General features: G+C 52.1%; 19 protein-coding genes and 1 tRNA gene. 7 read left to right on the forward strand and 13 right to left on the reverse strand.

What is annotated here, in order from left to right; translation table 11 throughout:
* Positions 1-10: 10 nt before the first annotated feature.
* The 5 genes from mtrA to HMPREF2958_RS06070 all read right to left on the reverse strand — a co-directional run bounded on the left by mtrA (position 11) and on the right by HMPREF2958_RS06070 (position 4983).
* Positions 11-706, reverse strand: coding sequence for an MtrAB system response regulator MtrA (mtrA, locus tag HMPREF2958_RS06050; protein ID WP_013397424.1), 696 nt, complete (start codon positions 704-706; stop codon positions 11-13).
* 37 nt (positions 707-743) lie between these two features.
* Positions 744-2003: a uroporphyrinogen decarboxylase/cobalamine-independent methonine synthase family protein gene (locus tag HMPREF2958_RS06055; RefSeq protein WP_070697290.1), complete on the reverse strand. Its 1260-nt coding sequence runs from the start codon at positions 2001-2003 to the stop codon at positions 744-746.
* Positions 2004-2020: 17 nt separating this feature from the next.
* On the reverse strand, positions 2021-2410 hold the full coding sequence (locus tag HMPREF2958_RS06060) for a chorismate mutase (protein WP_013397426.1): 390 nt from the start codon (positions 2408-2410) through the stop codon (positions 2021-2023).
* A 25-nt stretch (positions 2411-2435) separates the two neighbouring features.
* Positions 2436-3656: a tRNA 2-thiouridine(34) synthase MnmA gene (gene mnmA / locus HMPREF2958_RS06065; protein WP_070697292.1), complete on the reverse strand. Its 1221-nt coding sequence runs from the start codon at positions 3654-3656 to the stop codon at positions 2436-2438.
* Between the two features lie 97 nt (positions 3657-3753).
* Complete coding sequence (locus HMPREF2958_RS06070; protein WP_070697294.1) at positions 3754-4983, reverse strand: cysteine desulfurase family protein; 1230 nt, start codon at positions 4981-4983, stop codon at positions 3754-3756.
* Positions 4984-5121: 138 nt separating this feature from the next.
* Between HMPREF2958_RS06070 and HMPREF2958_RS06075 the strand changes: the two genes are divergently transcribed.
* Both HMPREF2958_RS06075 and HMPREF2958_RS06080 read left to right on the forward strand, forming a co-directional pair.
* Entirely contained in the window at positions 5122-5589 is a 468-nt protein-coding gene (locus tag HMPREF2958_RS06075; RefSeq protein WP_070697296.1) for a tRNA (cytidine(34)-2'-O)-methyltransferase, read from the forward strand.
* Between the two features lie 4 nt (positions 5590-5593).
* Complete coding sequence (locus HMPREF2958_RS06080) at positions 5594-6199, forward strand: uracil-DNA glycosylase family protein (RefSeq protein ID WP_070697298.1); 606 nt, start codon at positions 5594-5596, stop codon at positions 6197-6199.
* Between the two features lie 64 nt (positions 6200-6263).
* Here HMPREF2958_RS06080 and HMPREF2958_RS06085 read toward each other — a convergent pair whose 3' ends face one another.
* From HMPREF2958_RS06085 to HMPREF2958_RS06095, 3 genes are all read right to left on the reverse strand, one after another.
* Positions 6264-7268, reverse strand: a complete 1005-nt coding sequence (locus tag HMPREF2958_RS06085) for an electron transfer flavoprotein subunit alpha/FixB family protein (protein WP_070697299.1) — start codon at positions 7266-7268, stop codon at positions 6264-6266.
* 18 nt (positions 7269-7286) lie between these two features.
* The gene (locus HMPREF2958_RS06090; RefSeq protein ID WP_070697301.1) at positions 7287-8108 is read right to left on the reverse strand and encodes an electron transfer flavoprotein subunit beta/FixA family protein; all 822 of its coding nucleotides are present in this window, start codon (positions 8106-8108) and stop codon (positions 7287-7289) included.
* A gap of 189 nt (positions 8109-8297) precedes the next feature.
* Positions 8298-9632, reverse strand: coding sequence for a S1C family serine protease (locus HMPREF2958_RS06095; protein ID WP_070627956.1), 1335 nt, complete (start codon positions 9630-9632; stop codon positions 8298-8300).
* Positions 9633-9929: 297 nt separating this feature from the next.
* On the opposite strand from HMPREF2958_RS06095, the gene HMPREF2958_RS11005 reads away from it, so the two are divergent.
* From HMPREF2958_RS11005 to HMPREF2958_RS06110, 4 genes are all read left to right on the forward strand, one after another.
* Complete coding sequence (locus HMPREF2958_RS11005) at positions 9930-10091, forward strand: hypothetical protein (RefSeq protein WP_168162157.1); 162 nt, start codon at positions 9930-9932, stop codon at positions 10089-10091.
* Between the two features lie 211 nt (positions 10092-10302).
* On the forward strand, positions 10303-11238 hold the full coding sequence (locus HMPREF2958_RS06100; protein ID WP_246828059.1) for a hypothetical protein: 936 nt from the start codon (positions 10303-10305) through the stop codon (positions 11236-11238).
* A gap of 236 nt (positions 11239-11474) precedes the next feature.
* On the forward strand, positions 11475-13514 hold the full coding sequence (locus HMPREF2958_RS06105; RefSeq protein ID WP_070697305.1) for a TPM domain-containing protein: 2040 nt from the start codon (positions 11475-11477) through the stop codon (positions 13512-13514).
* Between the two features lie 187 nt (positions 13515-13701).
* A complete protein-coding gene (locus HMPREF2958_RS06110; RefSeq protein WP_013397437.1) occupies positions 13702-14418 on the forward strand; it encodes a PspA/IM30 family protein in 717 nt (238 codons plus the stop codon).
* 93 nt (positions 14419-14511) lie between these two features.
* On the opposite strand, the gene HMPREF2958_RS06115 is transcribed toward HMPREF2958_RS06110, so the two are convergent.
* The 3 genes from HMPREF2958_RS06115 to HMPREF2958_RS06125 all read right to left on the reverse strand — a co-directional run bounded on the left by HMPREF2958_RS06115 (position 14512) and on the right by HMPREF2958_RS06125 (position 18319).
* The gene (locus HMPREF2958_RS06115) at positions 14512-15867 is read right to left on the reverse strand and encodes an S-layer homology domain-containing protein (protein WP_070697306.1); all 1356 of its coding nucleotides are present in this window, start codon (positions 15865-15867) and stop codon (positions 14512-14514) included.
* Between the two features lie 539 nt (positions 15868-16406).
* Positions 16407-17402, reverse strand: a complete 996-nt coding sequence (locus HMPREF2958_RS06120) for a hypothetical protein (protein WP_070697308.1) — start codon at positions 17400-17402, stop codon at positions 16407-16409.
* Positions 17403-17578: 176 nt separating this feature from the next.
* A complete protein-coding gene (locus HMPREF2958_RS06125; protein ID WP_070697310.1) occupies positions 17579-18319 on the reverse strand; it encodes a DUF6318 family protein in 741 nt (246 codons plus the stop codon).
* A 651-nt stretch (positions 18320-18970) separates the two neighbouring features.
* Here HMPREF2958_RS06125 and HMPREF2958_RS06130 point away from each other — a divergent pair.
* Positions 18971-19819: an aldo/keto reductase gene (locus HMPREF2958_RS06130; RefSeq protein WP_070697312.1), complete on the forward strand. Its 849-nt coding sequence runs from the start codon at positions 18971-18973 to the stop codon at positions 19817-19819.
* Between the two features lie 203 nt (positions 19820-20022).
* Here the strand turns inward: HMPREF2958_RS06130 and HMPREF2958_RS06135 are convergent.
* Both HMPREF2958_RS06135 and HMPREF2958_RS06140 read right to left on the reverse strand, forming a co-directional pair.
* Positions 20023-20096 (reverse strand) — tRNA-Met (locus HMPREF2958_RS06135).
* A 215-nt stretch (positions 20097-20311) separates the two neighbouring features.
* Entirely contained in the window at positions 20312-23494 is a 3183-nt protein-coding gene (locus HMPREF2958_RS06140) for a UPF0182 family membrane protein (RefSeq protein ID WP_070697314.1), read from the reverse strand.
* Positions 23495-23511: the final 17 nt, after the last annotated feature.

The following is a 23511-nucleotide window of genomic DNA, read 5'->3' on the forward strand; positions in this document are numbered from 1 at the left end:
AAATATCACGTTAGGCGGCACCTCCAACGTTCTCTAGGGGTACTTTATATCCGACGCCGCGCACCGTTTGGATAACCTGTTCGGCACCAATATCCGTAAACTTCGCGCGAAGACGCTGCACGTGAACGTTTACCAGAGAATCGCTCACATCGCTGTAGCCCCAGACAGTCTCTAACAGCTCTTGACGGCTCATGGCCTGCCCCGGACGGCGAACCAAAGCTGCAAGAAGGTCGAATTCCAAAGGTGTCATAGGCACTTCAACACCTTTATACTTGAGAGTTCGGCCATCCATATCCATGATGGTATCTCCCACCCGCACCACCAACTGGCGGCTCTCACGCGGGCGCAAACGAGCACGGATACGAGCCATAAGCTCAAGATGTTTGAAGGGCTTCGCGATGTAATCGTCAGCGCCAGCTTCCAGCCCTTTTACCACATCTTCAGTATCGCTTTTAGCAGTCAGCATGATGATAGGCACGTTAGATGACGAACGGATCTGCTCACAGACTTCGATACCGCTCTTCCCCGGAAGCATGAGGTCCAGCAATACCAAATCTGGTGAATGCCGCATAAACGTCTCAAAGGCGCGAGAGCCGTTTTCGCAAAAAACTGCGTTATATCCTTCCTGTGCCAGGACAATGCCGATCATTTCTGCAAGAGCGTCATCATCATCAACGACCAGGACGGTCGAGGTGGTGGTGGTCATGGCGTCTCTCCTCTATATTATTCGGTGATTATAGTAATTATCCTAAGCCCTCAGCCGCCATTTCTGCGACTATTCGCGCATACTCTGTGGTTCTCGCCATCTGAAGTGTGGCCTCATGCGGGTTTATATGTGTAGTATTTGCACGATGTGTTAGCCCAACCGAACGTATCTCGGTTTTCTGTAGTCCAACATCATTCCACAGTCTCCACAATCTCTGTGCTTGCTGCGGTATAGCATCCGATTCTACGATGGGCAGCCAAAGCCTGGCTCCGGATTCTAGTACAGCTGCCGCTATTTCCCAGCGATGCGGGTCGCTAAGAGGCTGTGCCTGAATCAGATTCTGGCTTGCTTCGTCCGGGTCAAAAAGCAGTTCGGCAGGATTATCTGCCGTTGAAAACGTACGGGCTATAGCGCAAGCATCTGCCATAGAGCTGAGGTTCAACGTGCGATCATCAGGATACGTCAAGGGAACCTTGGTGAGGTTCAGCATAGGCGTTATGGTAAGTTCGGCAAAAGTATTGGCGCAGATACGGTAACTTTCGTAGATTTCGCTAACCGGTACCGCTGGGATAGTGCGAAAACCACTCACCGTAGGGATAGTACCCGAAATAATGCGCCCAAGTTCCGGCTCGTCCAGTTGTACCGTAAGACGGGCTTCGGGCTGGTTGAGGGCTTGACGGATAAGAGAGATGCTCTCCCCTAGCCCTTCTAGAAAGGCATCCCGTATATCGCGTGCCGCCCCCGCATCACTGATGGCACGCTCGCCATTAGGCGCATAGACCCGCGCAGCAAGGGTGTATGGTCCGCACAGCTGAATTTTGAAACTGGGTGCAGCATCCTCAGGCACTAAAGCTCCAGAAGACTCACCGCCTACGACATCGGCGAGTGCGTTAATATCTGAGACATAACGGGATCGCGCACGCGCACTTTCGCGGGTACCGCCGCCTCTAGTGTGAACTAATCGCCATCCATAGGACGCGCCTTCAAGTTCCATTCCAGAGAGCGTGGCAATGGTGCGGGCAAGAGTAGTGCCCTGCCAGCCACGCTCTGGAAGCTCCGGTAAGAATGGAAGATGCGGATGCCCTAACTCACCGCGCACACGATGCAGGGCATCTATTATCTGCGTGCCGGGGAATTCGCCTAGTCCGCTGACCCGTACCGCAATGGTATCGCGCTCAGCAAGCTCGGTAGCGAACTCACGTTCGGGTGCACGATAATCACCCGGTAGCAACAGGCGCTCGGGCACATGGTGTTTTCGGGTGTTTTCGTCCGCAAATCTGGTAGAGAACGAGGTCATCAAATCTACGCTAGCATCTAATCCGTCTGACGGTCGAGAGAATCATCGTTTTGAGCCAGCTCGTCCTTATGCGCGTGCGCTATTTTTTCGTGGTGTCGAATAACCTCGGAAATAATGAAGTTCAAAAATTTCTCCGCAAATTCGGGATCGAGACTAGACTCTTTCGCCATAGCCCTCAGACGAGCTATCTGGGCTTCTTCTCTTCCTGGATCACCCGCAGGCAGGTTATGCTGTGCTTTAAGAACCCCAACGCGCTGGGTGGCTCGAAAACGCTCCGCAAGAATATGAACCAACGCGGCATCGAAGTTATCAATAGAGCGCCGCATCGCGAAGAGTTCTTCGTAAACCTCGGCGGAAACTTCGTCTCCCATGGAGGTGGCACGCGGATCAAATTCTTGCTGGGTCATTATAGGTCCTTAAGGGTTACGAGCATTACACTGCTGCGTTTTCACGAAGATCATCAAGGTCTTCACGAGCAAGTGAGTAAGCACGGGCTATGGTGGACTGTCCTAAAACTCGTGTGCCTTGGTAAAGCACCATAGTTTGCCCGGGTGCCACGCCAAAGAGCCCATCGTGCAGACGCACCACAGTCTCTACACGGAGTTTTCCAGGGGTTTCGGCATCGGTATCTTCGGTATCTTCTGCCCATTCAAGATGCGCGGTACCGCGCACCGGGTCCGCATGTGCACGCACTTGGGCGGTAACATCAAAGGTCTCGCTGCGCGCGCCGAGTTTTGGTTCCTGAGCAAGAAAATGTTCTGCTTCCGGAACAGGAATTCCAGCCCAGGTGGCCCGAATTCCGCGGATTTCGTCGATAGAAAGTAACTCACGAGAACCGACAATAACTTCATTCGTTTTTGGTCGGATTTCTAAAACAAAGCGGGGCTTCCCATCAGGCGCCGGAGTACCTAAGGCTAGCCCCTTACGCTGCCCAACAGTGAATCCTTGAGCCCCAGGGTGTTCCCCCACCACATTGCCGGAGGTGTCTTTAATCATGCCGGGGCGCATTTGAATGTGCTCGCCTAGCCAGGCACGGGTATCGCCCTCGGGAATAAAGCAAATATCGTAAGAGTCCGGTTTCTTGGCAACCGAAAAACCACGCCGTTCAGCCTCCGCACGAACCTCCGCCTTCGAGGGCGTGGTTGCTAGGGGGAACCAGGCGTGTTTGAGCTGTTCGTGGGTAAGGACGCCCAGCACATAGGACTGATCTTTTGCCCAGTCTGCGGCTCGATGCAGTTCTCGGTTGCCGTCGTCGTTGGTGATAACGCGGGCGTAATGACCGGTGACTACAGCATCAAACCCTAAGGAGACGGCACGTTCCAAAAGCGCGGCAAATTTGATTTTCTCGTTACAGCGCATGCAGGGGTTGGGGGTTCGTCCCGCTTCGTATTCGGCGATAAAATCATCAACTACATCTTCCTTGAAACGCTCCGAGAAGTCCCATACGAAGAAGGGTATGCCCAACTGGGCGCATACGCGGCGCGCATCCATAGAATCTTCAAGGGTGCAGCACCCACGAGAACCGGTGCGGAGCGTTCCGGGCATACGAGAAAGCGCCAAATGCACGCCCACTACCTCATGCCCCGCCTCAACGGCACGGGCGGCAGCAACAGCTGAATCGACGCCGCCACTCATAGCAGCCAAAATCTTCACAGAGTTTCCTTATAAACGTTGGGTACGGTTTCGTGGTAAGAATAAATGTGAGGTTCTATTGTACGCTTCTTATTGCATGTGCGCAGGTTCGCCGCAATTATCCGCCGTACCAGCGTTGAGCGTCAGGCAGATGTGAGGAAAGACCCGCTTTTGCTGCCTGTGCATAGGCTTCGGGCAGGGCCGCGAGCAACCGAGCAATGTCTTCGCCGGTGCTGGAATGTCCAAGAGTAAATCGTTGCGCACTGCGGGCGGTGTCTTCGTCCAGCCCCATGGCGAGAAGCACATGGGATGGTCTTGTTACTCCCGCGTTACAGGCTGAACCGGTTGAGGTTTGAATCCCCTGCATGTCGAGCAGAAAGAGGATGGTGTCTCCTTCTGCGTCTTCAAAAGTAAAGTGAGCATTTGCAGGCAGCCTTTTTTCACCAGGAAAGGCCTCAGTCGTTGGATCGATGCCCCTCAGATGGGCTTGTGGAATAACCGCCTGTATCGCCGCTATTAGCTCATTGCGAAGTGCTGCAATACGGATGGATTCTTCTTCAAGATGCTCAATCACATGCGCGGCGGCCTCGGCAAATCCTGCGATCGCGGGGGCATCAATGGTGCCGGAACGCACAGAACGCTCTTGCCCACCCCCGTGCAAAACCGGGGTGAGCTGCGCTGTTCGTGTGGCGATAAGCGCACCGATGCCCATGGGACCGCCAATTTTATGCCCGGAGATCGCCATCGTATCGACCCCGCTGTCGCGGAAGTTAACTGGTACCGCACCGAAAGCCTGCACCGCATCCGTATGCATGGGAATACCGTATTCAGAGGCTATGGCGGCAATATCTTGAATGGGCTGTACAGTGCCAACTTCATTATTTGCCCACATAACGGTAACTAACGCAACATCCGCAGGGTTTTGGGCTATCAGTTCCCGCACGCTTTCGGGGTCTACCAGCCCTTGCGAATCCACTGGAATCCAGTCGATAACCGCGCCCTCGGTCTTCTGCAGCCATTCACAGGTTTCTTCCACTGCATGATGCTCAATACTTGATACCAGGATGCGCCGTCGCACCGGGTCTGCTTCCCTGCGTTTCCAGTACATTCCCTTAACCGCAAGGTTGTCTGCTTCGGTTCCTCCAGAAGTAAAAATAACCTCGGCGGCATCGCATCCTATAGCTCGGGCAATACGTTCGCGGGCATATTCAACGGTGGCACGGGCATCGCGTCCGGTAGCGTGCAGCGAGGAGGGGTTACCGCCTGCACGCATCTGCTGTACCATTGCGTCTATAGCAGCTGGCAGGACATCGGTAGTCGCTGCGTGATCTAAATAGACCCGGTTCACTATTTCCTCCTCTGGCGTATTGCCCTTAATTCTATCGCTGTTCCTCTAACTTTCGGGAAGAATTCGCCATAAATGCGCCGCAGGCTAAACCTAGTAAGAGTCACGACCGATAGAAATAGTCGCGGTACACTGGGGTACGTGTTCAAGATTCTTTTCTATACCCCCGAAATCCCAGGGAATACGGGTAACGCCATTCGTCTAGCTGCGGTAACCGGGGCTGAGCTTCACCTCGTCGAGCCGCTAGGGTTCAATTTTGAGGATGCGCATCTGCGCCGTGCCGGGCTGGATTATCACGATCTTGCGGTCGTGACGGTTCATAAGACCCTGCAGGATGCTTGGGAGGTCCTCATGCCTGCGCGTGTTTTCGCCTTTACCACCACGGCAACGACCTCGTATGCGGATCTTGAATATCGTAATGGCGATGTGCTGATGTTTGGTCCGGAGTCCGTGGGCTTACCAGCCGATGTACAGCAGGATGAGCATATTACAGAACGTGTAAAAATCCCCATGATTCCTGGGCGCCGTTCCCTTAACCTGGCGAACTCCGCGTCCATCGCAATTTTTGAAGCATGGCGCCAACACGGATTCACGGGAGGAAAGATTTAGTTTCATGTGTGCCGACCGCCAGGTTCCTCTGCTTTTTGAGGATATAGCCTCCGATCCGATGAACGCCGAGTACACGTCACGCGGCTGGGAACCCGTATATTCGGCGAGCGCCCGATCACGCATTATTCTGGTGGGCCAGGCACCCGGGCGTATTGCACAAGAGACTCGTATCCCTTGGAATGATGTGAGTGGTCGGTTACTTCGTACATGGTTGAGCGTAAGTGATGACGAGTTTTATAACCCAGAGCTGTTTGCCCTGATGCCGATGGATTTTTATTATCCGGGAAAAGGTAAGCACGGTGATTTACCACCGCGTAAGGATTTTGCGCCGCGTTGGCATCCGCGGCTGCGCGCCATGATGCCGCATGCACAATTAACCGTTCTGGTAGGCGCTTATGCGCAAAAGTACTATCTTGATGGAGTTTCTGCTCCGCGGCTTCGCAGTAACCTTACGGAAACGGTGGCGCACGCAGAGGATTATTTGCCGGGTTTTGTGCCTCTGGTGCACCCTTCTCCGCTCAATATTGGCTGGCGCAAGCGTAATCCCTGGTTTGAGGCCGAGAATATACCCGATCTGCGTGAGCGGGTACGTAAAATCTTGGGTACATAGTCTAATCTTGTGAAAGCGTTCTGAAAACCTAGACTAGGTTTTCAGGACGCTGACCTGTTAGAAACTATGCGTTGCGGCGCCTCATAATTTCTTCAACAGCCTGCGGTATGACAGTGAAAAGATCCCCAATGACGCCAAAGTCGGCAATCTCGAATATGGGCGCGTCCGCATCCTTGTTGATGGCGACAATAGTCTTTGAAGTATCCATGCCGACCTTCTGTTGAAGAGCCCCCGAAATACCCACGGAAACGTATAGTTCGGGAGAAACGCTCTTGCCGGTTTGCCCAATCTGAGTAGAGTGATCCAGCCATCCTGCGTCTGTGACGGCGCGGGTCGAGCCGATCGCAGCACCGAGCGCATCCGCCAGGTCCTCAATGGGGGCTAAATTTCCGCCGATACCGCGGCCAGCAGCTACAACGATAGCTGCTTCTTCAAGGTTGGAGCGAGCAGATGTAGGCTTCTTGGTTATTTCGGTGATGCGCACCGTATCATACTCGGGCAGAGTATAGGTGGTGAGTACGCCCTCCCCCATCGCAACGGGCGCCGCCGCCGTATCTACCGAGTTGGGGCGTAGGGTTACCAGCGGCAGACCTTCAACCCGCACGGTGCTGTCGTACTCACCCGCCAAAACATTCTTACGAATATTGAGCGCATCATCCACGTCATGAGCGCCCGTCACAACGCCTACGGGACGAGATCCCGCCTCAGACTTCCCGAGGCGTACGGCCACGCGCCCCAGAAGCTCAATCGCGTCAATATCATGCGGGGCAAGAACCACATCAGGACCAAACTCAGTAATAGCCTGTACGGCGAGTTCCACTCGGGCAGCAGGCAAAGCATCTGTCATGGATTGCGCTGGGGCAAAGACACGTGCCGCGCCCTGTTCAGCGTAAAACTGTGCGATATCGGCGGAGCCTTGGGCAAATGTCAATACTCCCAGTTGAGTTCCGCCCTGTCCAACACCAGCGCGCAGTCGTGCCAACGCTAAAAGTTCTCGGTCCACACTGCTAGGTTCGGTCGCAAAATTCGTTGTGCCGCCTATAACCAGCACACGGTATGCAGTCGTCATCGTTATCTCCTGTACTGGTTAAATGAGGTTTCGGGATGCCAAGAATTCGACCAGCTGTATGCCGCCGTCGCCTTCATCCACGATGGTTTCACCTGCGGTGCGTTCTTCCCGCGCCTGCGCTTCGATCACGGTAACGGCCGATGCGTTGCCGCCGAACTTAACAAGCTCATCCGCAATATCCGCTGCGTTCACGGTCGTAATAGGCTTCTTTTTTGCTGCCATCAGCGCCTTAAAGTTGGGGTATCGCGGAGTGTTCACTTGATCGGTCACAGAAATCAAAGCTGGCAATTCAGTTTCACAATGCTGTGAGCGAGCATCCAGGTCCCGGCGTGCCCTAACAGTTCTGCCTTCAACGCTCAGCGACGCTACCTGAGAGATTCCGGTGCGCCCCAAAAGTTCGCTCACCTGAACGGGCACCAATGAAGTCTCACCTTCGGTTGATGCCATGCCCGTCAGAATCAGGTCGAAGGTGCCGTGTTCCTGCTCATAGGTGGAGAGCGCAGCGGCTATGATGCGTGAGGTCGCCAGAGCATCAGCCCCTGCGAAAGCATCGTCGAGAATGTGTACGCCTTCGTGTGCACCCAGCTGTAGCGCACGGCGCAGCCCCTTAGAGGCATCTGCTGCGCCTAACGTAAAGGCGATAACTGCAGAATTCTCCGCATCGGTATCTTCCGCTTCGACGATCTGCATGGCGGCTTCTACAGCGTATTCGTCAAGCTCACTCATCACTGATTCGCTGCGGTCTACCCGCAAAGTATCGTCAAGTTTTTGTTCAAATTGGGTGTCTGGCACGTACTTGGTAAGTACGGCGATGCGATATGCGTTTTCGCTCACGCTCATCCTCCTGCGCCTCATGTGTGTGCGGCGCGTCTGTGGGGTTTAGTTAGGTTTGGCTATATTCTACCTTGCCGTGAAATCTTCAGTCAGGGAAACCCGGATATGAGAGCGGTATATTCCTGAACACAGCAGACAAAGGAGAGGCGGCGTTTCTTCATGTGAAACGCCGCCTCAGGCTGTTTTATAGCTCTGTTAATGCTGATTATCGGCGTCGCCGAGCGTCACCTTGATGTTCTTCGTCTCTGACCCCCGTTTAATCTTCATATCCACTGTGGCACCTGCTGCTTGTGCACGCACCACGCCGTTGAGGGTCTTACTCTGTTCGATGCGGTGGCCATCCGCCTCGACGATAACATCTCCCTTCTGCAGACCAGCCTTTTCTGCAGGGCTTCCGCTAGAGATATTGGTGACCCGCACACCATCCGGGAAGAACCGAGATTCTCCCTCGTTGGTCTGCCCAGGGGCACTTTCAATATTCGCGCCTAGGTACCCATGGGTTGCTTTGCCTTTGCTAATAATTTCGTCAGAAATGCGCTTAGCGTAGTTCGAGGGAATGGCGTACGCGATACCCTCATTACCGCCGCCTTCAGACTCGATCTGAGAGTTGATGCCCACGAGCGCCCCGCTGGAGTTCACCAAAGGACCACCCGAGTTACCGTGGTTCACTGGCGCATCGGTCTGAATCATGGGAATGTATACACCGTCTTTTTCTGCTTCTGCGGCACGGTCGGTGTTAGAGATAACGCCCGCAGTCACGGTATCCTGCAGGTTATGTGGCGAACCAAGCGCCACCACGGTTTCGCCAGGAACAACTTTCGAGGAGTCGCCAAAGGTAATGGGTTTAAGGTCTAGCCCACTGGGGTCAATCTTAATGACCGCAAGATCCGAGGTTACATCGGTACCCACGATCTTTGCCACACGAATACTTCCGTCATGCAAACGCACCTCGACTCTAGAGGACTGCTGAGTACCGTTTGTAGAGACTACGTGATTATTGGTGAGAATATGTCCCTGGTTATCGAGAACTTCACCTGTACCAACGCCGTTGCCGTCGGTCAGCTTTGATCCTACAGTGACGGTCGAAGGAAGCACCTTCTTAGCTGTATCGGTTACGACTGTGGGATTTGTTGCGCTGCCTCCAGCATTTCTGCCGGTGACGGATGAACTATTGCTGCTTGTAGATGCGGCAATACCGCCTCCAACACCAGCACCTACGCCGCCGCCCACAAGGGCTGCAAGCAAAGCAGCGGTAAGTACGACACCGGTTCCATATTTCTTCTTGGGTTCTTGCTGAGGATTCTTCCCCTCCCCGGAGTACTGGTTCTGATATCCATTCTGGGGGTTCTGGGAACTCTGTTGATACCCGGAAGTTTGGTAATTTTGCTGGTAGCCCTGCTGTTGATAACCCGTATTCTGGTAGTCCTGTTGAGCATAGGATCCGGGTGCAGACTGCTGCATCGGACGGGTTGCATCGTTATAACCGTTAGCGCCAGAATCTTGGTTCCAGCCACCAGGGTATTGGGTCATTGTGGTCTCTCCTTGAGGGGCTCTCAATAAATCTTAGGTGATATCTAAATAACCATATTGGCGACAGCGCCAACAGGCACGCGTCTTTTTCTACTGTAAACGCAGTTCTTGTTTTATACCTCCGTTTTCTCTGAGGTTGCACCCGGAATTTCCTGGGAGTTTGCTGAGAACCCTCAAATTCCGGGGTAACTCCACAAACATATTTCAAGAGGTACAGCCTTCCAGAGTCAATTTCACAGCCTACGCTTAAAGACGGGCTCTAAGGTTTAACGAGATCGCATCAAGAAAGGAACAAACATGCTGACAGCACTCATTATTTGTACCGTGCTGGCCGTTATTCTTGGCTTAGGTACCGGTCTGGTAGCGTGCTGTGCAGGCATAGTGCATCGTCGTTTGGCACGTGCTCAGTCTTGTTCTTCTGCGTTTGAGCAGCAACTTAGCTCGGCGACCAGCTTATAAAAATCACGAAGATCTTAGTATTACACGCACCAACGACGAAAGCTCGTAATACAAGCTAAGAGGTGCCGTCTACTAAGTGGGGTAACGGTCACCTTTTCTTAAGCTTCGTAGAGTCTCTAACAACTCGTGGTGCAGCTGAGTCATATCGCAAGGTGATATTTCTTCAGAAAAATTCCCTTAAGCCGGTCTAAAACAGGGTATGTTTATTGGTATGACTATTCATCGCCGAAACACTGTCTCCCAAAATTTTTATGGTGCCACATCTAGACCCCATTTACCTCAAAGACCTCTGCCCCGTACTGTGGTTGCCCTCATGCTGTCTTTCGTATGCGCATTAGCAGGTATCGGCGCTAGTTTCATTGCTTACCCGACGGCGGCCCACGCTCAAGCACCTTTCGAGGTCACGCTAAATCCACAAACCCCTATTATTGACCGGGACGGAACTCTTAATGCCCTATCGGATGGGCTTGAAGACGAGCTCACCGAAGGTTTGAGTACCAGTAATGCCCTTCACTCGGTAGAAGCCTATATGGTGTTGGTCTCCGGGACCAATGGCAAACCGCTCAAGGAGTGGGGTCAAGAATTCCTGAGTCTCAACCATGCTCGCCCACGCACAGTAGTTTTGCTTATCGATACGTCTAAGAATCAAGGCACTATTATCAGCAATGACCAGAGTTTTATGAGCGATGCATGGGCACACGCCCTGTACGTTAAAGATAATTCGGGCTCCCAAAACAGCAGTATCAAGCGTGTTATCGCGGATCATGGTCTTTACGGTACCGCCGGGCGCATGTTCACTGATATTTTTATCGGGGATCATGACTACTCCACGAGCAATGACGGCAATATCCCCCAAGGGCTAAGCGATATTTCCGAAACCGATGGCTGGTTCGAAAATTTTCTTGTTGCCGCAGGCGTGTTGGTTTTTATCCTGTTTATTCTGCTTGGAATTCCTGTCCTCATCATCCGCATCGTACGTAAAAACCGTCGAAAAACGGCAGAATTACAAAAATGGCAGAACGACCTGCCGCTCCGCGATCCTTCGCAGGTACAAGTTCCTCAGCAGTATCAAATGCCGAATCGTCCCGGGCACCATATGGTGACGGATACGGAATATATGAAGAACCGCGGCTACGATCTGAATTAGCCAATATTATTCATCCAATGAGTACCGCATCGTGAACAAAAGCGGTACTCCTGGAGTAAACAGTCGACGACCATACCCTGAGAATTAGCCCGGAATTTCTTCAGATATGTACGCTCTGTGATGACTACAGCTCATGACAGGTTGGTGACCGGTAAGATGGAAGTACGTGTGGGTTTATTCCTCCCACGCCGTGGATAATCACTGCGCGGCATATGCGAAAGAATGGGAGTCTTCCTTTGAGTAATATCACGAATGCTGACCGTCCGTTTGGTTCTCGGCGCATCCGACGTGCCCTCAGCGTAGGTGCTTTAGCTTTTGGCACCACTATGCTTTCCGTCGCGCTACCGGTGGCGGGCTCTTCGTTCTTGACGCCCGGTATCAGTACCGCGCAAGCCCAAACTCCCATGACTATCACAGGTAGAGTACAAGACACGACCAATGTCTTGGGCGATACCTCAGAACTTAACTCTAAAATCAGCGAACTCTCTAAAAACCACAATATTGATCTGCATGTGCTGACTATTGATAAGTTTGAGAGCCCTGAAGAGGCTAAAGCGTGGACTGAAGAGACAGCAAAAAAGAACAGCTACGGTAATGCGGATGCCATTCTTGTCATAGCGACAGAAAGCCGCCGTGCTTACTTCGCCGCTGGGAGTAATAAGGCACTCAGTTCTGATCAGCAGTCGGAGGTGTACCAAAAATACATCAAGCCAAAACTGCAAAGCGGGGATTACAAAGGTGCAGCTCTTGAGGCGGTCAACGGTATTAATGCTCAAAAAGAGGGCATTAGCCCCGCTGTCGCTATAGGTGGCGGCGCTATAGGCGTAGCGGGTGTAGCGGGCGCTGGGTACTACATTATGAAACGCCGTCGCTCCAAAAACGAGCCGGGAAGTACGCCTGCATACTCAACATCTAAAGTACCTGAAGTTTCGTTGGAGGAACTGCGCACCCGCGCCGGTGCCGCACTTGTTCAGGCAGATAACTCTATGGTGCAGTCAAAGCAGGAACTTGAATTTGCCCGCGCCCAATACGGTAATGAACACGTCAAGCCTTTTGAAGAGGAACTAACGCGCGCCCAAGAGCTCATGCAGGCATCATTCCATCGCCAGAAACTTCTCAATGATGATGTTCCGGACACCGTTGCGGAACAGCGCGCTTGGTTGAGCGAAATTATCGATAATTCTCAGGAGATTTCTGATATTTCCCGAGATCAGGCGCAGAAGCTCTCTGAAATGCGCAATCTTGAGCACGAAGCTCCCCAGGCTATTGCTAGGCTCCAGGGGCGTATACCGGAACTTCAGCAGATAGTCGAAACCGCGCAGCATACATACGCGCAACTCAAAGACCAGTACTTGCCGAGTGCGTTGGAACCGGTCAGTAAATCTGCAGCTCTGCTGGATTCACACCAACGCCTGGTGACTCAGGAGCTTCAGGAGGCATCTCGTCTAGTGGATACTTCCCGGTCCGAAGCTGTTGTACACCTGCGCAACGCCGAAGAGTCTGCGGCTCAGATTACCTCACTGGCAGAAGCAGTCAGCAATCACGCATCAGCCTTAGAATCTGCACAATCCAGTCTTAGTACCGATATTCTGAGTATTCAACGTGACGTGGCTGAGGCTAAGAGTCTCGCGGAGTCTCAGAACCGTGCCGAACTCGCCGCGACGGCAGCCGGTATGGAGGCTATTCTTGGGCAGGTTTCACAACAGGCACAAGAACGCCCGAATGATCCTATTGCCCTCACGGAACAACTGCATCAGCTCACAAGCGAGCTGAATCGTTCCATGTCATCGCTTCGCGCCGACCGTGAGCGTGAGCAGGCGGCTAAAGAAAGTCTGTCTCGTACCTTACGTTCTGCAGAGGCTCAGGTACGCAGCGCATCGGACTTCATTAACAACCGTCGGCGCGGTGTCGGTTCACAAGCTCGTACCTATCTGTCTGAGGCGCAAACCGCCCTGAACGATGCACACCGTTTGCGGGAGTCCGATCCGGTAAATTCGCTCAACAGGGCATATGAAGCTATTTCTTTGGCGAGCGATGCGCAGAACTCCGCAAATCAGGATGTCAACAATTACTGGGACGATAACCGTTATGGTCAAAGCTACGGCGGCGATTCCCTAGCGCAAGGCATGCTCTTAGGTGCTATTTTTAGCGCGATGGGCTCACACTCTGCTTCAGCATCCACCGGTCATCACTGGGGCGGCGGTGACTCCGGTGGAGGCTGGGATTTCGGAGGCGGTGGCGGCGACTTCGGCGGTGGAGACGGCGGCAGCTTCTAACGTTCAAGAATATAAGCACCAGAAACGTGTTAGGGCTCTCGTTAACCTCATGTTCTTGTACTCGTCACCTTATAGGCGATATTTTCCCAGTAATTTTTCAGGCTGACCCACGATAATAAGAAAAGTTGCGGCGCTGTACGTGCGAATAAGCTCCTTCCCGGTGCCGCGTGAAAGAAAAGGAAATAACATGGTAAAACAGTCCATTTTCGGTCGTATCGCACAGCTAGCAAAGGCTAATATTAACGCCCTCATTGATGCGGCAGAAGACCCGCAGAAAATGTTAGATCAGATGGTTCGTGACTATACAAATAACATTGTAGAAGCAGAAGCAGCTGTGGCTCAGACTATTGGTAACCTGCGTCTTCTGGAGCAGGATCATGCAGAAGACCTGCGCGACGCCGATGAGTGGGGTTCTAAGGCTCTGGCCGCCTCCAATAAAGCCGATGAGTTCCGTGCTGCAGGCGACACCGCTAACGCGGATAAGTTCGATAATCTCGCAAAAATTGCTCTGGGCAAGCAGATGCAGGCTGAACGTGAGGCAAAGGCCGCAGAACCGCAGATCGCATCGCAGACCCAGGTGGTTGAGCAGCTCAAAGACGGTCTCACCAAGATGCGTGCAAAACTGGATGAGCTTAAGTCCAAGCGCGATGAGCTTAACGCCCGCCAGAAGACCGCTGCCGCTCAGTCTCAGGTGAATGATGCACTCAAGGCATTCGATGTTATGGACCCCACGAGCGAGGTCTCACGCTTTGAAGAGAAGGTTCGCCGCGAAGAGGCTCGCGTGCAGGGTCAGCAGGAACTTGCAGCTTCCTCCCTGGACGCTCAGTTCAATGACCTTGAAGAGCTTGGTCGTCAGTCTGAACTTGATGCGCGTCTTGCGGCTCTCAAAAACAAGAACGCATAGTCTTAGCCTGATCGGCTGCTAGATTACGCAGATGCTCCCCAACCTTAGGTTGGGGAGCATCTGCGCTTTACGTTCTACACTGAAAACCTGATTCTAAAGCTTAGAGGCACGGTACAGGAACGCTGCCATAGCCTCACGTGAGGTAGCTTCGCCAGGTCGGAAAGTACCGTCAGGCCAACCAGTAGTAATACCCTGATCTGCCATCCATGAGATTTCCTTATAGAACATGGTAGAGGGGTTTACATCAGCAAACTGCTGTGCACCCGGTGCATATGCGGGAGAACCGTTGAAACGGTAGAAAAACGCCGCCAGTGCCTCGCGGCTGATAGCATCATGTGGGCGGAAGGTACCATCGGACCATCCGGTCGTAATTCCCTGCTGTTTAAGCCACACGATTTCCTTATATGCCGGGTGGTTCGGCGTAACATCTGGGAACGGAGAAGTCGCGGGAAGGTCCACGGCGGGGCTACCCGCAAGACGGTAGAGATACGTTGCCACCTGGGCGCGATTCACAGAGTTATACGGACGGAAAGTGCGATCAGCAAAACCGGTCATAATACGGCGATCCGAGTTCCAACTAATCTCTGTGTAGAACGGATTCGTGGTCGGAAGGTCGCTGTACCCCGCACCAAAACGATGACCGCCTGCATCTAGGGATTGCGCCATGATGAGTGGCAGGTCATAATCTTGGTGGCTAAAACCTGGGATCAGTTTCATCTGGGTATTGGTAAAGCCGCTGTTGCGGTACGCAGCGTAGCCCTGTTCAACAGCACCTCGGGCGCTCCACGTTGGAGGGTTCGTTGTACCAGAAGTATCGGCGGCGCCGACCCACCAGTACATAGGCTGGTTCTTAATGTTCTGCGGTGCCTCGGTCTGCATGCGCTCATAACCGCCGCCCGCAACGAGGATAGAACCGCCGCCAGAGCGCCATGTGCCCTGACGATCCGCGTTCAGTTCATAGGTGATAAACTCGGCGCCTCCGGAATAACCCATCGTCCACACCTGTGAGGGGTCGATTCCGTTACTCGAAATAAATTGCTGCGCAAAGGAGCGGAAATAGTCGCCGTTGGCGTCAAGGTTTTCCCACCAGGTAATGCCGTTACCGGATGCATTTTTATCTGGAGACACAACGGGTACAAAAACCATGTTGCGGGCATTTGCGATACGGCCCATAGCGGGGAGCATACCCTGCTCGGGGCTGTGAATCTTAGACTGGTCGTTACGCCAATAGTCGCCGTCAATGTAGAAGACTACGCCCACGGGTTTTGACCAGTCGATCCCGTTTGCATACACGTGGTACTGAGAGTTAAGGCCGTTCGGGGCGGTGTAGCTGCGGTATGTGCCGGATGCGACGGTTGCATGGGCGGGTGCAGTAAGGGTAGCGCCCACAATAGCGGGTACGGTGAGTGCGGCCAGGGTTCCGGCACGCATCTTTCTGATGCGGGTCATAGATAGTCCTCGGTTCTCGATTTTCTTGTCGCTATGTGCTGAATAATGTGCGCTGAATTCAGCCGCTATGTTTGTGTTGTGAGTGATAGACTCCGGCAGGACTAATTCCGCCTACGGAGCAGTGATACTCTGCTGGGATTTGAGATTAGTCCCCTCAGATTTAGGAGCCTTACGAAGTTTGCAATAGCGGAGTAAAGCGTTCAATAGAGTTAAATTACCAGTTAAATAATATTAAATAAAAACATAGGTGAAATTTTCGGTATGGTATGCCGATCAAGAGGTTCTTAAAAATTGCCGCTTGGCAAGAATATACATGAGAGACAATGTGCACCTACCGCCACAGCAGAATCGCACTATATCGCGGTTTGTAGCTTTTTCTAATTCTCAATAGATTGTTAAAGTAAAGGCGTCCTGCTTTTATTCTTATACCATTGCGACAATGGTCACATGGTTATAGAGAATCTACCTCTGGGACGCCCTGAAGGGTTCGCCCAGAAGCTCACGGAAAGATATTTATTCTGTTCGTGAACTTCTGGGTTTTACATGTTGGGCCAGGTCGGGTGCAACCGACCCTCACTATCCCCCACCCCCACATCATCCAAATGCCACCGCTGACCCGTATACACATCCACCTTACGCAACTGCGGATTCGGATTCCCAACATCAGGCTCCTCAGGGTGTTGTGGGCACCCCTTCGCTTCCGGGTCTTCAGTACAGGTCTTGCCCACCGAATGCACCTCAGACTCCCACACCCGCACCAGCACCGGCTCACTAACACGAGACACCTCGGTTCCGAAAAACTGCCACGACCCACCATCAATACTGTACTGACCCGCATACGTCACCGTGACGTAGGCATGAAAATTCCCCACCTGCGGATACGCATAACTCGTCGACGTCTCCTTCACCCCCGAAGAGGAGGAAGTGGTGGTGGTACTGCTGCTGCTTCGGGGTGTACCGGGTTGATGGGTTCTCAGCTCCTGCCCGTCTCCATACTCATACCGGTACGCCACCGGTACCGCCCGAATCCTGGTGCGTCCAATCGGTAAATCCCCCTCAAAAATATTACTGCTGCCTTCTAGAGTGGTGTAGAAATTTGTTTCCTCACTCTTACTCGTGTGTGGTGGATGCGCACTATCCAAGATCAGGTGCGGATGTGCCGGGATCAACTCCAGCAAATGGGTGTGCATCTCGGTGATAATCCGCTCATACTCACCCTGGGCCTGCTGTGCTGCTTCCGGGTCGTTCAGGGTGCATTTGTTTCCATAGAGCTCATTGATCATATCCGGGATAGCACGCCCGGTCTTTGGGGCTTTCTCAAACGTACCAGCCTGCCCATCACGACTAAGACAGTACGAGCCGTCGTTAGCGACATCAAACCCGAACGACTTATCAGTACCATTCTTATCCTGGGTAAACCCGAACTCACCATGATGATGCTCCCCATACCACCTCCTATAAGCCTCAGCGTCCTCAACGTTACCAGCCTGACTTGAACTTGTTTCACGCTCGTCATTATTAGCATGTTTGGGCACATGGGAGCTTCCCTGGTCCCAAAGGTCACCTCCAGTCTGATCTAGACATTGAAAAGAGCGAGTGTCATTATTACAAGTTATAGAAAAAGCCGCAGGAACATGGGACAGGGATGCACTCACAAGTGTTGCCGAGAGAAACCCAGAAAATATTTTGGTTTTTAGAGAGTTCAAGGGAATTACTTCTTTTCTATAGCCAGGGAATGAACATTATCAATGAGCCATCGGTTGCCGTCATGATGAAGAGTCATCATGAACCAGTTATTCTCATAATCTTCATTGCGAATTTTCTTATATGTTTTCCCATCCGAGTCAACATAGACGTAATACGGCCAAGCGACAAAGAACTTCCACTCATACTTACCGTTACCCTGGTTGATGGGTTCACCGTGAAACTCATATTTTCTTAAATCTCCGCCGATCATCCACCCACCCTCTTTATACAGTCCAGTATTGAGATCGTAAGTATCCCGTTCGTCTTTAAAATCCTTGCTAATAAATTTTTTGGCCTCGCTATAATCTCCAGTTTGCATGCCATAATTACGCCACTCCGTCCACGCTTGCACCGTCTTACGCATCCCTTCTAACGAAGCATTCGTATACCCCTCCTCCGTCTTGGGCTTCGGAACATTCTGCGCAGGACCATAAAAATCCGCTGGGCGATACTCCCCCTCCGGAGCTTTCGAATTCCCCGAATAATGCAGCGACACACTCGACGACGGCGACGGATTCTCACTTGAAGAAACAGACACAGAACTGGAAGCACCAGCACTTTCCGCACTAGAAGAACGAGAACTCTCAGTAGCCACTCCAGCAGGCTTCGATCCCTCCCCACAGGCAGATAACAACACAGCAAACCCAGAAATGCTTAAAGTGCTCATAAGGGCACGACGAGACAAAACAGGGATACGAGTATTCATCGGTGAACACATCCTCAAAAAAATTGTGGCTGGGTGAATAAGATAAGACCAATTCTAAAAACCACACGTTCCATGCGCCATTCCTCCGATGGAACAGCTTATTTGCACGTACTAAATGGACTCAGAAGAAGTCATATCTATTACTCTACGATGATTCAAAATATTTAGCGATTTACCCTCGACATATATAACCATATATTAATAAATAGCCTCGGCATGTTTATCTTATGCGATTAAAGAAAGAAAAGTATCAGCTTCACCTTTAAACGGCATCCGCCTACGTTCTGTTCTTGTATAAAGAAAAGTTCTAGGGTTCATGCTGCCTCCCCCCTGTTGCTACAGGGCGTTCTAAAGCGACGGAATACCAGGTACGCCCGCGACTACATGAAATGGAAATAGGGTAGAAAGGCTTTACACTAATCCCAAACTTAGATATGGACAAGTATGCCTTTTATCTCAGCGCTGTATCCGGTTTCGGAAATGTAAGCTATCTCATTCTGTGGAGGTATTGCTTTAGAGTCTACTCGAAGGCTTAGAGTGACACTACAGATAGCACTTCACAGCTGTCGCAACTTGCTAGCAGGAGGTTCGTAACATTAAGGACTAACCAGCTGTGATGCCATCTATATTTCAACTACCTGAGGAGGATACATGCAGTACGTAACTCTCAATAATGGCGTGAAGATGCCTCAGCTTGGGCTCGGCGTTTTATACATTGATGATCCCACTGAATGCGAGCGCGTTGTGTCCGAGGCATTGGAGGTAGGATACCGTCTGATTGATACGGCTGCTGGCTACCAAAACGAGCAGGCAGTCGGAGCAGCTATCAAGGCAAGTGGTCTTGATCGTGAGGATATCTTCGTAACCTCTAAACTGTGGGTGCCAGATTACTCTTATGAGGGCGCCAAGCGAGGGTTTGATGAGTCGCGCCAGAGGCTAGGAGTAGACTATCTCGACCTGTATCTTATCCATCTACCTTTGAATAACTATTTCGGCGCATGGCGAGCACTAGAAGAGCTCTATCAGGCAGGTCACGTGCGCGCAATTGGTGTGAGCAATTTCGATTCGGTGCGTATAGCCGATATTTCACACTTCAGCGAGGTCACACCGGCCGTTAATCAGATTGAGATTAACCCGTTCCACCAGCGTGTTGATGAAATCTCCTATATGAAGGGGAAAAGTATTCAGCCACAGGCATGGGCACCCTTTGCCGAAGGTGCTAATGATATTTTCAATAACCCAATACTTGTAGAAATTGGAGAAAAATACGGTAAGTCTCCTGCCCAAGTAATTCTGCGATGGCAGATGCAGGAAGGGATAGTTGCTATTCCGAAAAGTGTGCGACGGGAACGTATGGAGCAAAATTTTGATATCTTCGATTTTGAGTTGAGCGCCGAAGATATAGCTTCAGTTAAAACGCTAAATACCGATCAGTCATTGATCTTTGATCCTCGTAAGGTTGAACATGTGGAGGGGTTGCTCACGCACTTTAATTTATAGTCCGCTGGAAACTATACGGAGCTTTGAGCTGCATGAGTATTCTCGCAATACACCCATGAGTCATTTTGGTTGTGGAAGCTCAGAAATCATCATTTGGTTCGCACGTTTCTTCTGGTAGTTACAGCTATAGCTAGGCACAGCACATTAAATCAATGATGTGAAAAAACTCCCGAAGTCATAGTTATGACTTCGGGAGTATTCCGTTGCGGGGGCAGGATTTGAACCTGCGACCTCCGGGTTATGAGCCCGGCGAGCTACCGAACTGCTCCACCCCGCGGCGACTCATACAACTATACATACCGCTCTGCAACATCTCAACTTGAAGCTATCTGCTGAGATAAACACCACAGAAAAACTCAAAACTGGATGTCTGAACACCCCTTACTGCTCTCATAGACGGCCCGAATCAATAATTTAAGATGACGAAGCGGGGCGCCACCCGGATGTGATGACGCCCCGCTATGACCGTCAGACCGCAAGTACTACTACATCTTATTTAGAGGTAGATTCCCCAGAAGGACTCTGCGATGCTGAGGATGAACCACTCGGCTGTTGCTCATTTCCCTGTTGATCGCCGCCCTGTTTCTGATCCTGCTGCTGTTTATTTTCGGCTTCAATAGCCTTCTGTAGAGAATCATTCAGACGCTTCTGAGCCTCGCCGTACGCTGCCCAATCGCCCTTCTTGAGAGCGGCATCCGAATCCTGCATAGCCTTGGATGCATCCGCCAGATGCTGTTTCAGGCTAGCGGACTGGTCTGAGCCAGAGGCTCCAGAAGAGCTGGACGATGATCCAGACGTCTTCTCCCCATTGCCTTCAGTGCCGGCTCCTGACGGTCCCGACTGAGCATCTATCTTGGCACCGGAAGAACCGTTGAAGACCTGGTTGAGTGCTTCTTCCAGCGTGGGAGCAAACCCAACTTTGTCACCGAAGCTAACCAACACGCGCTGCAAACGCGGATACCGTGCGTCGCCGCTAGACTGCACGTAGACCGGCTGAACATACAGGATGCCGCCCGCCACCGGCAGAGTAAGCATATTGCCGTTAATGACCTCGGAGGACCCGCGCCGCAGGAGGTTCAGCTGGTTTGAGACCTCAGCATCAGAGTTGAAGATATTCTGTGCCTGGCCAGGTCCCGGAACCACCGATGAACGCGGCAGTTCGAGCAATCGCAGCTTACCGTAATCCGCGCTGCGTTCGCCGTCCTTGCCGGTACCGGCGTCACCATTTGCAGCGAGGAATCCGTACATCACGTTACGCGAGTTTGAATCACTCTGCTGCGGAATAAAGGTTGACGTCAGCGAGAAATGAGCCTTCCTATCCCCAGGCATCTGAAGCGAGAGGTAATAAGGTGGAATCTGGCGACCGCTATCATTCGTAGGATCGTTTGGAATCGACCATACGTCATCGCCCGCGTAGAGGCTGTTCGAGTTCGTCACATGATACTTATTCAGCATCGAGCGCTGAATAGTAAACATATCCGAGGGGTAGCGCACATGGTTAAGAAGCTCGGCGCTCATCTCTTTATAGCTCTTCACGGTTCCGGGGAATACGCCCTGCCATGCCTTCAAAATAGGATCATTTTCATCCCATGCATAAAGGGTGACCGAACCATCATAGGCATCCACGGTGGCTTTCACCGAGTTGCGAATGTAGTTCATCGAGTTCGTGCGCGGATTCTGATTATTCTCCTGGCTTACACCCTGCGCATACGGGAACTGGTTTGTGGTCGTATAAGCATCCACAATCCACTGCACCCGGTTATTGATAATAGCGGGGTATGCCTTGGAATCCACCTTCAAGTACGGCGCAGCCTTCTGGACGCGATCTACCGGGTTACGTTCGTACAGGATCTGCGAACCATCACGAACCGCATCCGAAAGCAAAATATCGGATGACTGGAACTTAATCGCATAAGAGAGACGGTTCAGCGTGGAATCCAACCGGGGACCACCGTTGCCGTTGAACGTGTATTTTGCATCCGAAGAATTCGTTTCATCGGCGGACTGCGGACGGTCGAGTTCCAGCTGATCGCCGCTGCCACCCACAATGGAATACTGCGGAGAGCTCATACCGAAGTAAATACGAGGCTCATAGTTTTCAGAAATAACACCGTTCGCCTTAATACCGGACTGCATGAATTTGGGGTTACCCGCACCATCAACCTGGTTACCGTAAGCCGCAATCACGCCGTACCCGTGGGTGTACACCACGTGGCGGTTATACCAGGAATCATCCGAAGTCTGGGAAGGATTCAGCTCACGGGCGGCAATCACTGTGTCCTGAGTCTTATTGTCTACGGAATAGCGGTCCACCGAGAGATTCGAGTCGAACCGATAGTATGGACGGAACTGCTGCATCTGCGCGAATGCTGAGCTTACCACGTTCGGGTCCAAAAGACGGATGTTCGCAATAGTCTCACTAGAGTTCCCCAAAGCGCCTTGACGAGTATCGATCGTGGCGTCATAAGGAGTAGTCTCTACTTTATCAAGGCCATAAGCATACCGTGTGGCGTCAATATTGCGTTGGATAAACTGCGACTGTGCAGCCTGTTCATTCGGCACAACCTGGAAACGCTGTACGATCCAGGGGTACAGCCCGCCAGCGACGAGAGCTACAACCACCAGCATCGCAGTTCCCACTAGAGGCAAACGCCAACGATGCGCGGAAGCCGTAGCCAAGAACAACACAGCCACCAGAACTGCGGAAATCGCCAAAATAGAGCGTACAGGAATAATAGCGTTCGTATCGGTGTACATAGCACCGGCCCAGCGCCCCGACTGCTGCTGAACTGCGGTGTACCGCTCCAGCCAGAATGCAGCACCGCGCACCAGAAGGAAGGCGCATGCCAAAACCGCAGCATGACGGCGGAACGCGGCGGAAGTTCCTACACCGCCCGGGCGAACCTTAATACCACCGTAGAAGTAGTGCATAATAGCACCGCCAATAGCGCAGAGCACGATAACAGCGGTCAAAAGATTAACCACCAGATTGAGGAACGGAAGAGTGAAAACGAAGAATCCAACATCCAACCCAAATTCGGGGTCTTGAACGCCGAAGTCCTGGCGGTTCAAGAAAAGCGCCACGGTTTGCCACTGGCTAATTCCGGCACTCCCAATGAAGAAGCCTAAAGCAATTGGAAGAATCACCAAGAGAATCTTGCGGATGCGCTCCATACCCCGGCGGTACCGCGCCATACTATCGGTGAAATCACGCCCGCCAAACATGTCACGCAGAAGGTCTTCGGCTTCCGTATGCTCATGCTCAGTCGTATGGCGCTCATGCGGACCAGCTTTAGAGGTCTCGTGACGAGCCTGTTCCTCAGATTTATCCGCGTTTTTGGCGTCTTTCTTCGCCTGAGAATCATCGTGGTCAGCATGTTTGATGGCATAAGACATCGAAGCCCAGAACGGTACCGCTACGACGAGCGCGGTTACCACAAAGATAGAGCTCTGAAGCAAGATTTCGGTGGTGAAGACGCTGCCAAAACCAAGCTGATTGAACCATAGCCAATCCGTATACACCTGTGTGGCATACACAAACGCCATAATCAAGACTATGACCACCGCGATGGTAATACCCAAAGGACCCGGATAGCGCCGCTTTTTCTTTTTCTGGTCTGCTCCCGCGCGACGGGGAGGCTGAGGAGGTTGATGTTCGTTATCAGATGCCGTCACGGATTCCTCACTTCGTT

This window comes from Rothia sp. HMSC036D11, assembly GCF_001814205.1.
GTDB lineage: Bacteria > Actinomycetota > Actinomycetes > Actinomycetales > Micrococcaceae > Rothia > Rothia dentocariosa.

Bases quoted from the DNA above. Each gene is read 5' to 3' on its own strand.
- mtrA (WP_013397424.1), bottom strand. From the start codon at position 706: ATGACCACCACCACCTCGACCGTCCTGGTCGTTGATGATGATGACGCT.
- HMPREF2958_RS06055 (WP_070697290.1), bottom strand. From the start codon at position 2,003: ATGACCTCGTTCTCTACCAGATTTGCGGACGAAAACACCCGAAAACAC.
- HMPREF2958_RS06060 (WP_013397426.1), bottom strand. From the start codon at position 2,410: ATGACCCAGCAAGAATTTGATCCGCGTGCCACCTCCATGGGAGACGAA.
- HMPREF2958_RS06080 (WP_070697298.1), top strand. From the start codon at position 5,594: ATGTGTGCCGACCGCCAGGTTCCTCTGCTTTTTGAGGATATAGCCTCC.
- HMPREF2958_RS06085 (WP_070697299.1), bottom strand. From the start codon at position 7,268: ATGACGACTGCATACCGTGTGCTGGTTATAGGCGGCACAACGAATTTT.
- HMPREF2958_RS06090 (WP_070697301.1), bottom strand. From the start codon at position 8,108: ATGAGCGTGAGCGAAAACGCATATCGCATCGCCGTACTTACCAAGTAC.
- HMPREF2958_RS06095 (WP_070627956.1), bottom strand. From the start codon at position 9,632: ATGACCCAATACCCTGGTGGCTGGAACCAAGATTCTGGCGCTAACGGT.
- HMPREF2958_RS11005 (WP_168162157.1), top strand. From the start codon at position 9,930: ATGCTGACAGCACTCATTATTTGTACCGTGCTGGCCGTTATTCTTGGC.
- HMPREF2958_RS06100 (WP_246828059.1), top strand. From the start codon at position 10,303: ATGACTATTCATCGCCGAAACACTGTCTCCCAAAATTTTTATGGTGCC.
- HMPREF2958_RS06110 (WP_013397437.1), top strand. From the start codon at position 13,702: ATGGTAAAACAGTCCATTTTCGGTCGTATCGCACAGCTAGCAAAGGCT.
- HMPREF2958_RS06115 (WP_070697306.1), bottom strand. From the start codon at position 15,867: ATGACCCGCATCAGAAAGATGCGTGCCGGAACCCTGGCCGCACTCACC.
- HMPREF2958_RS06125 (WP_070697310.1), bottom strand. From the start codon at position 18,319: ATGAATACTCGTATCCCTGTTTTGTCTCGTCGTGCCCTTATGAGCACT.
- HMPREF2958_RS06130 (WP_070697312.1), top strand. From the start codon at position 18,971: ATGCAGTACGTAACTCTCAATAATGGCGTGAAGATGCCTCAGCTTGGG.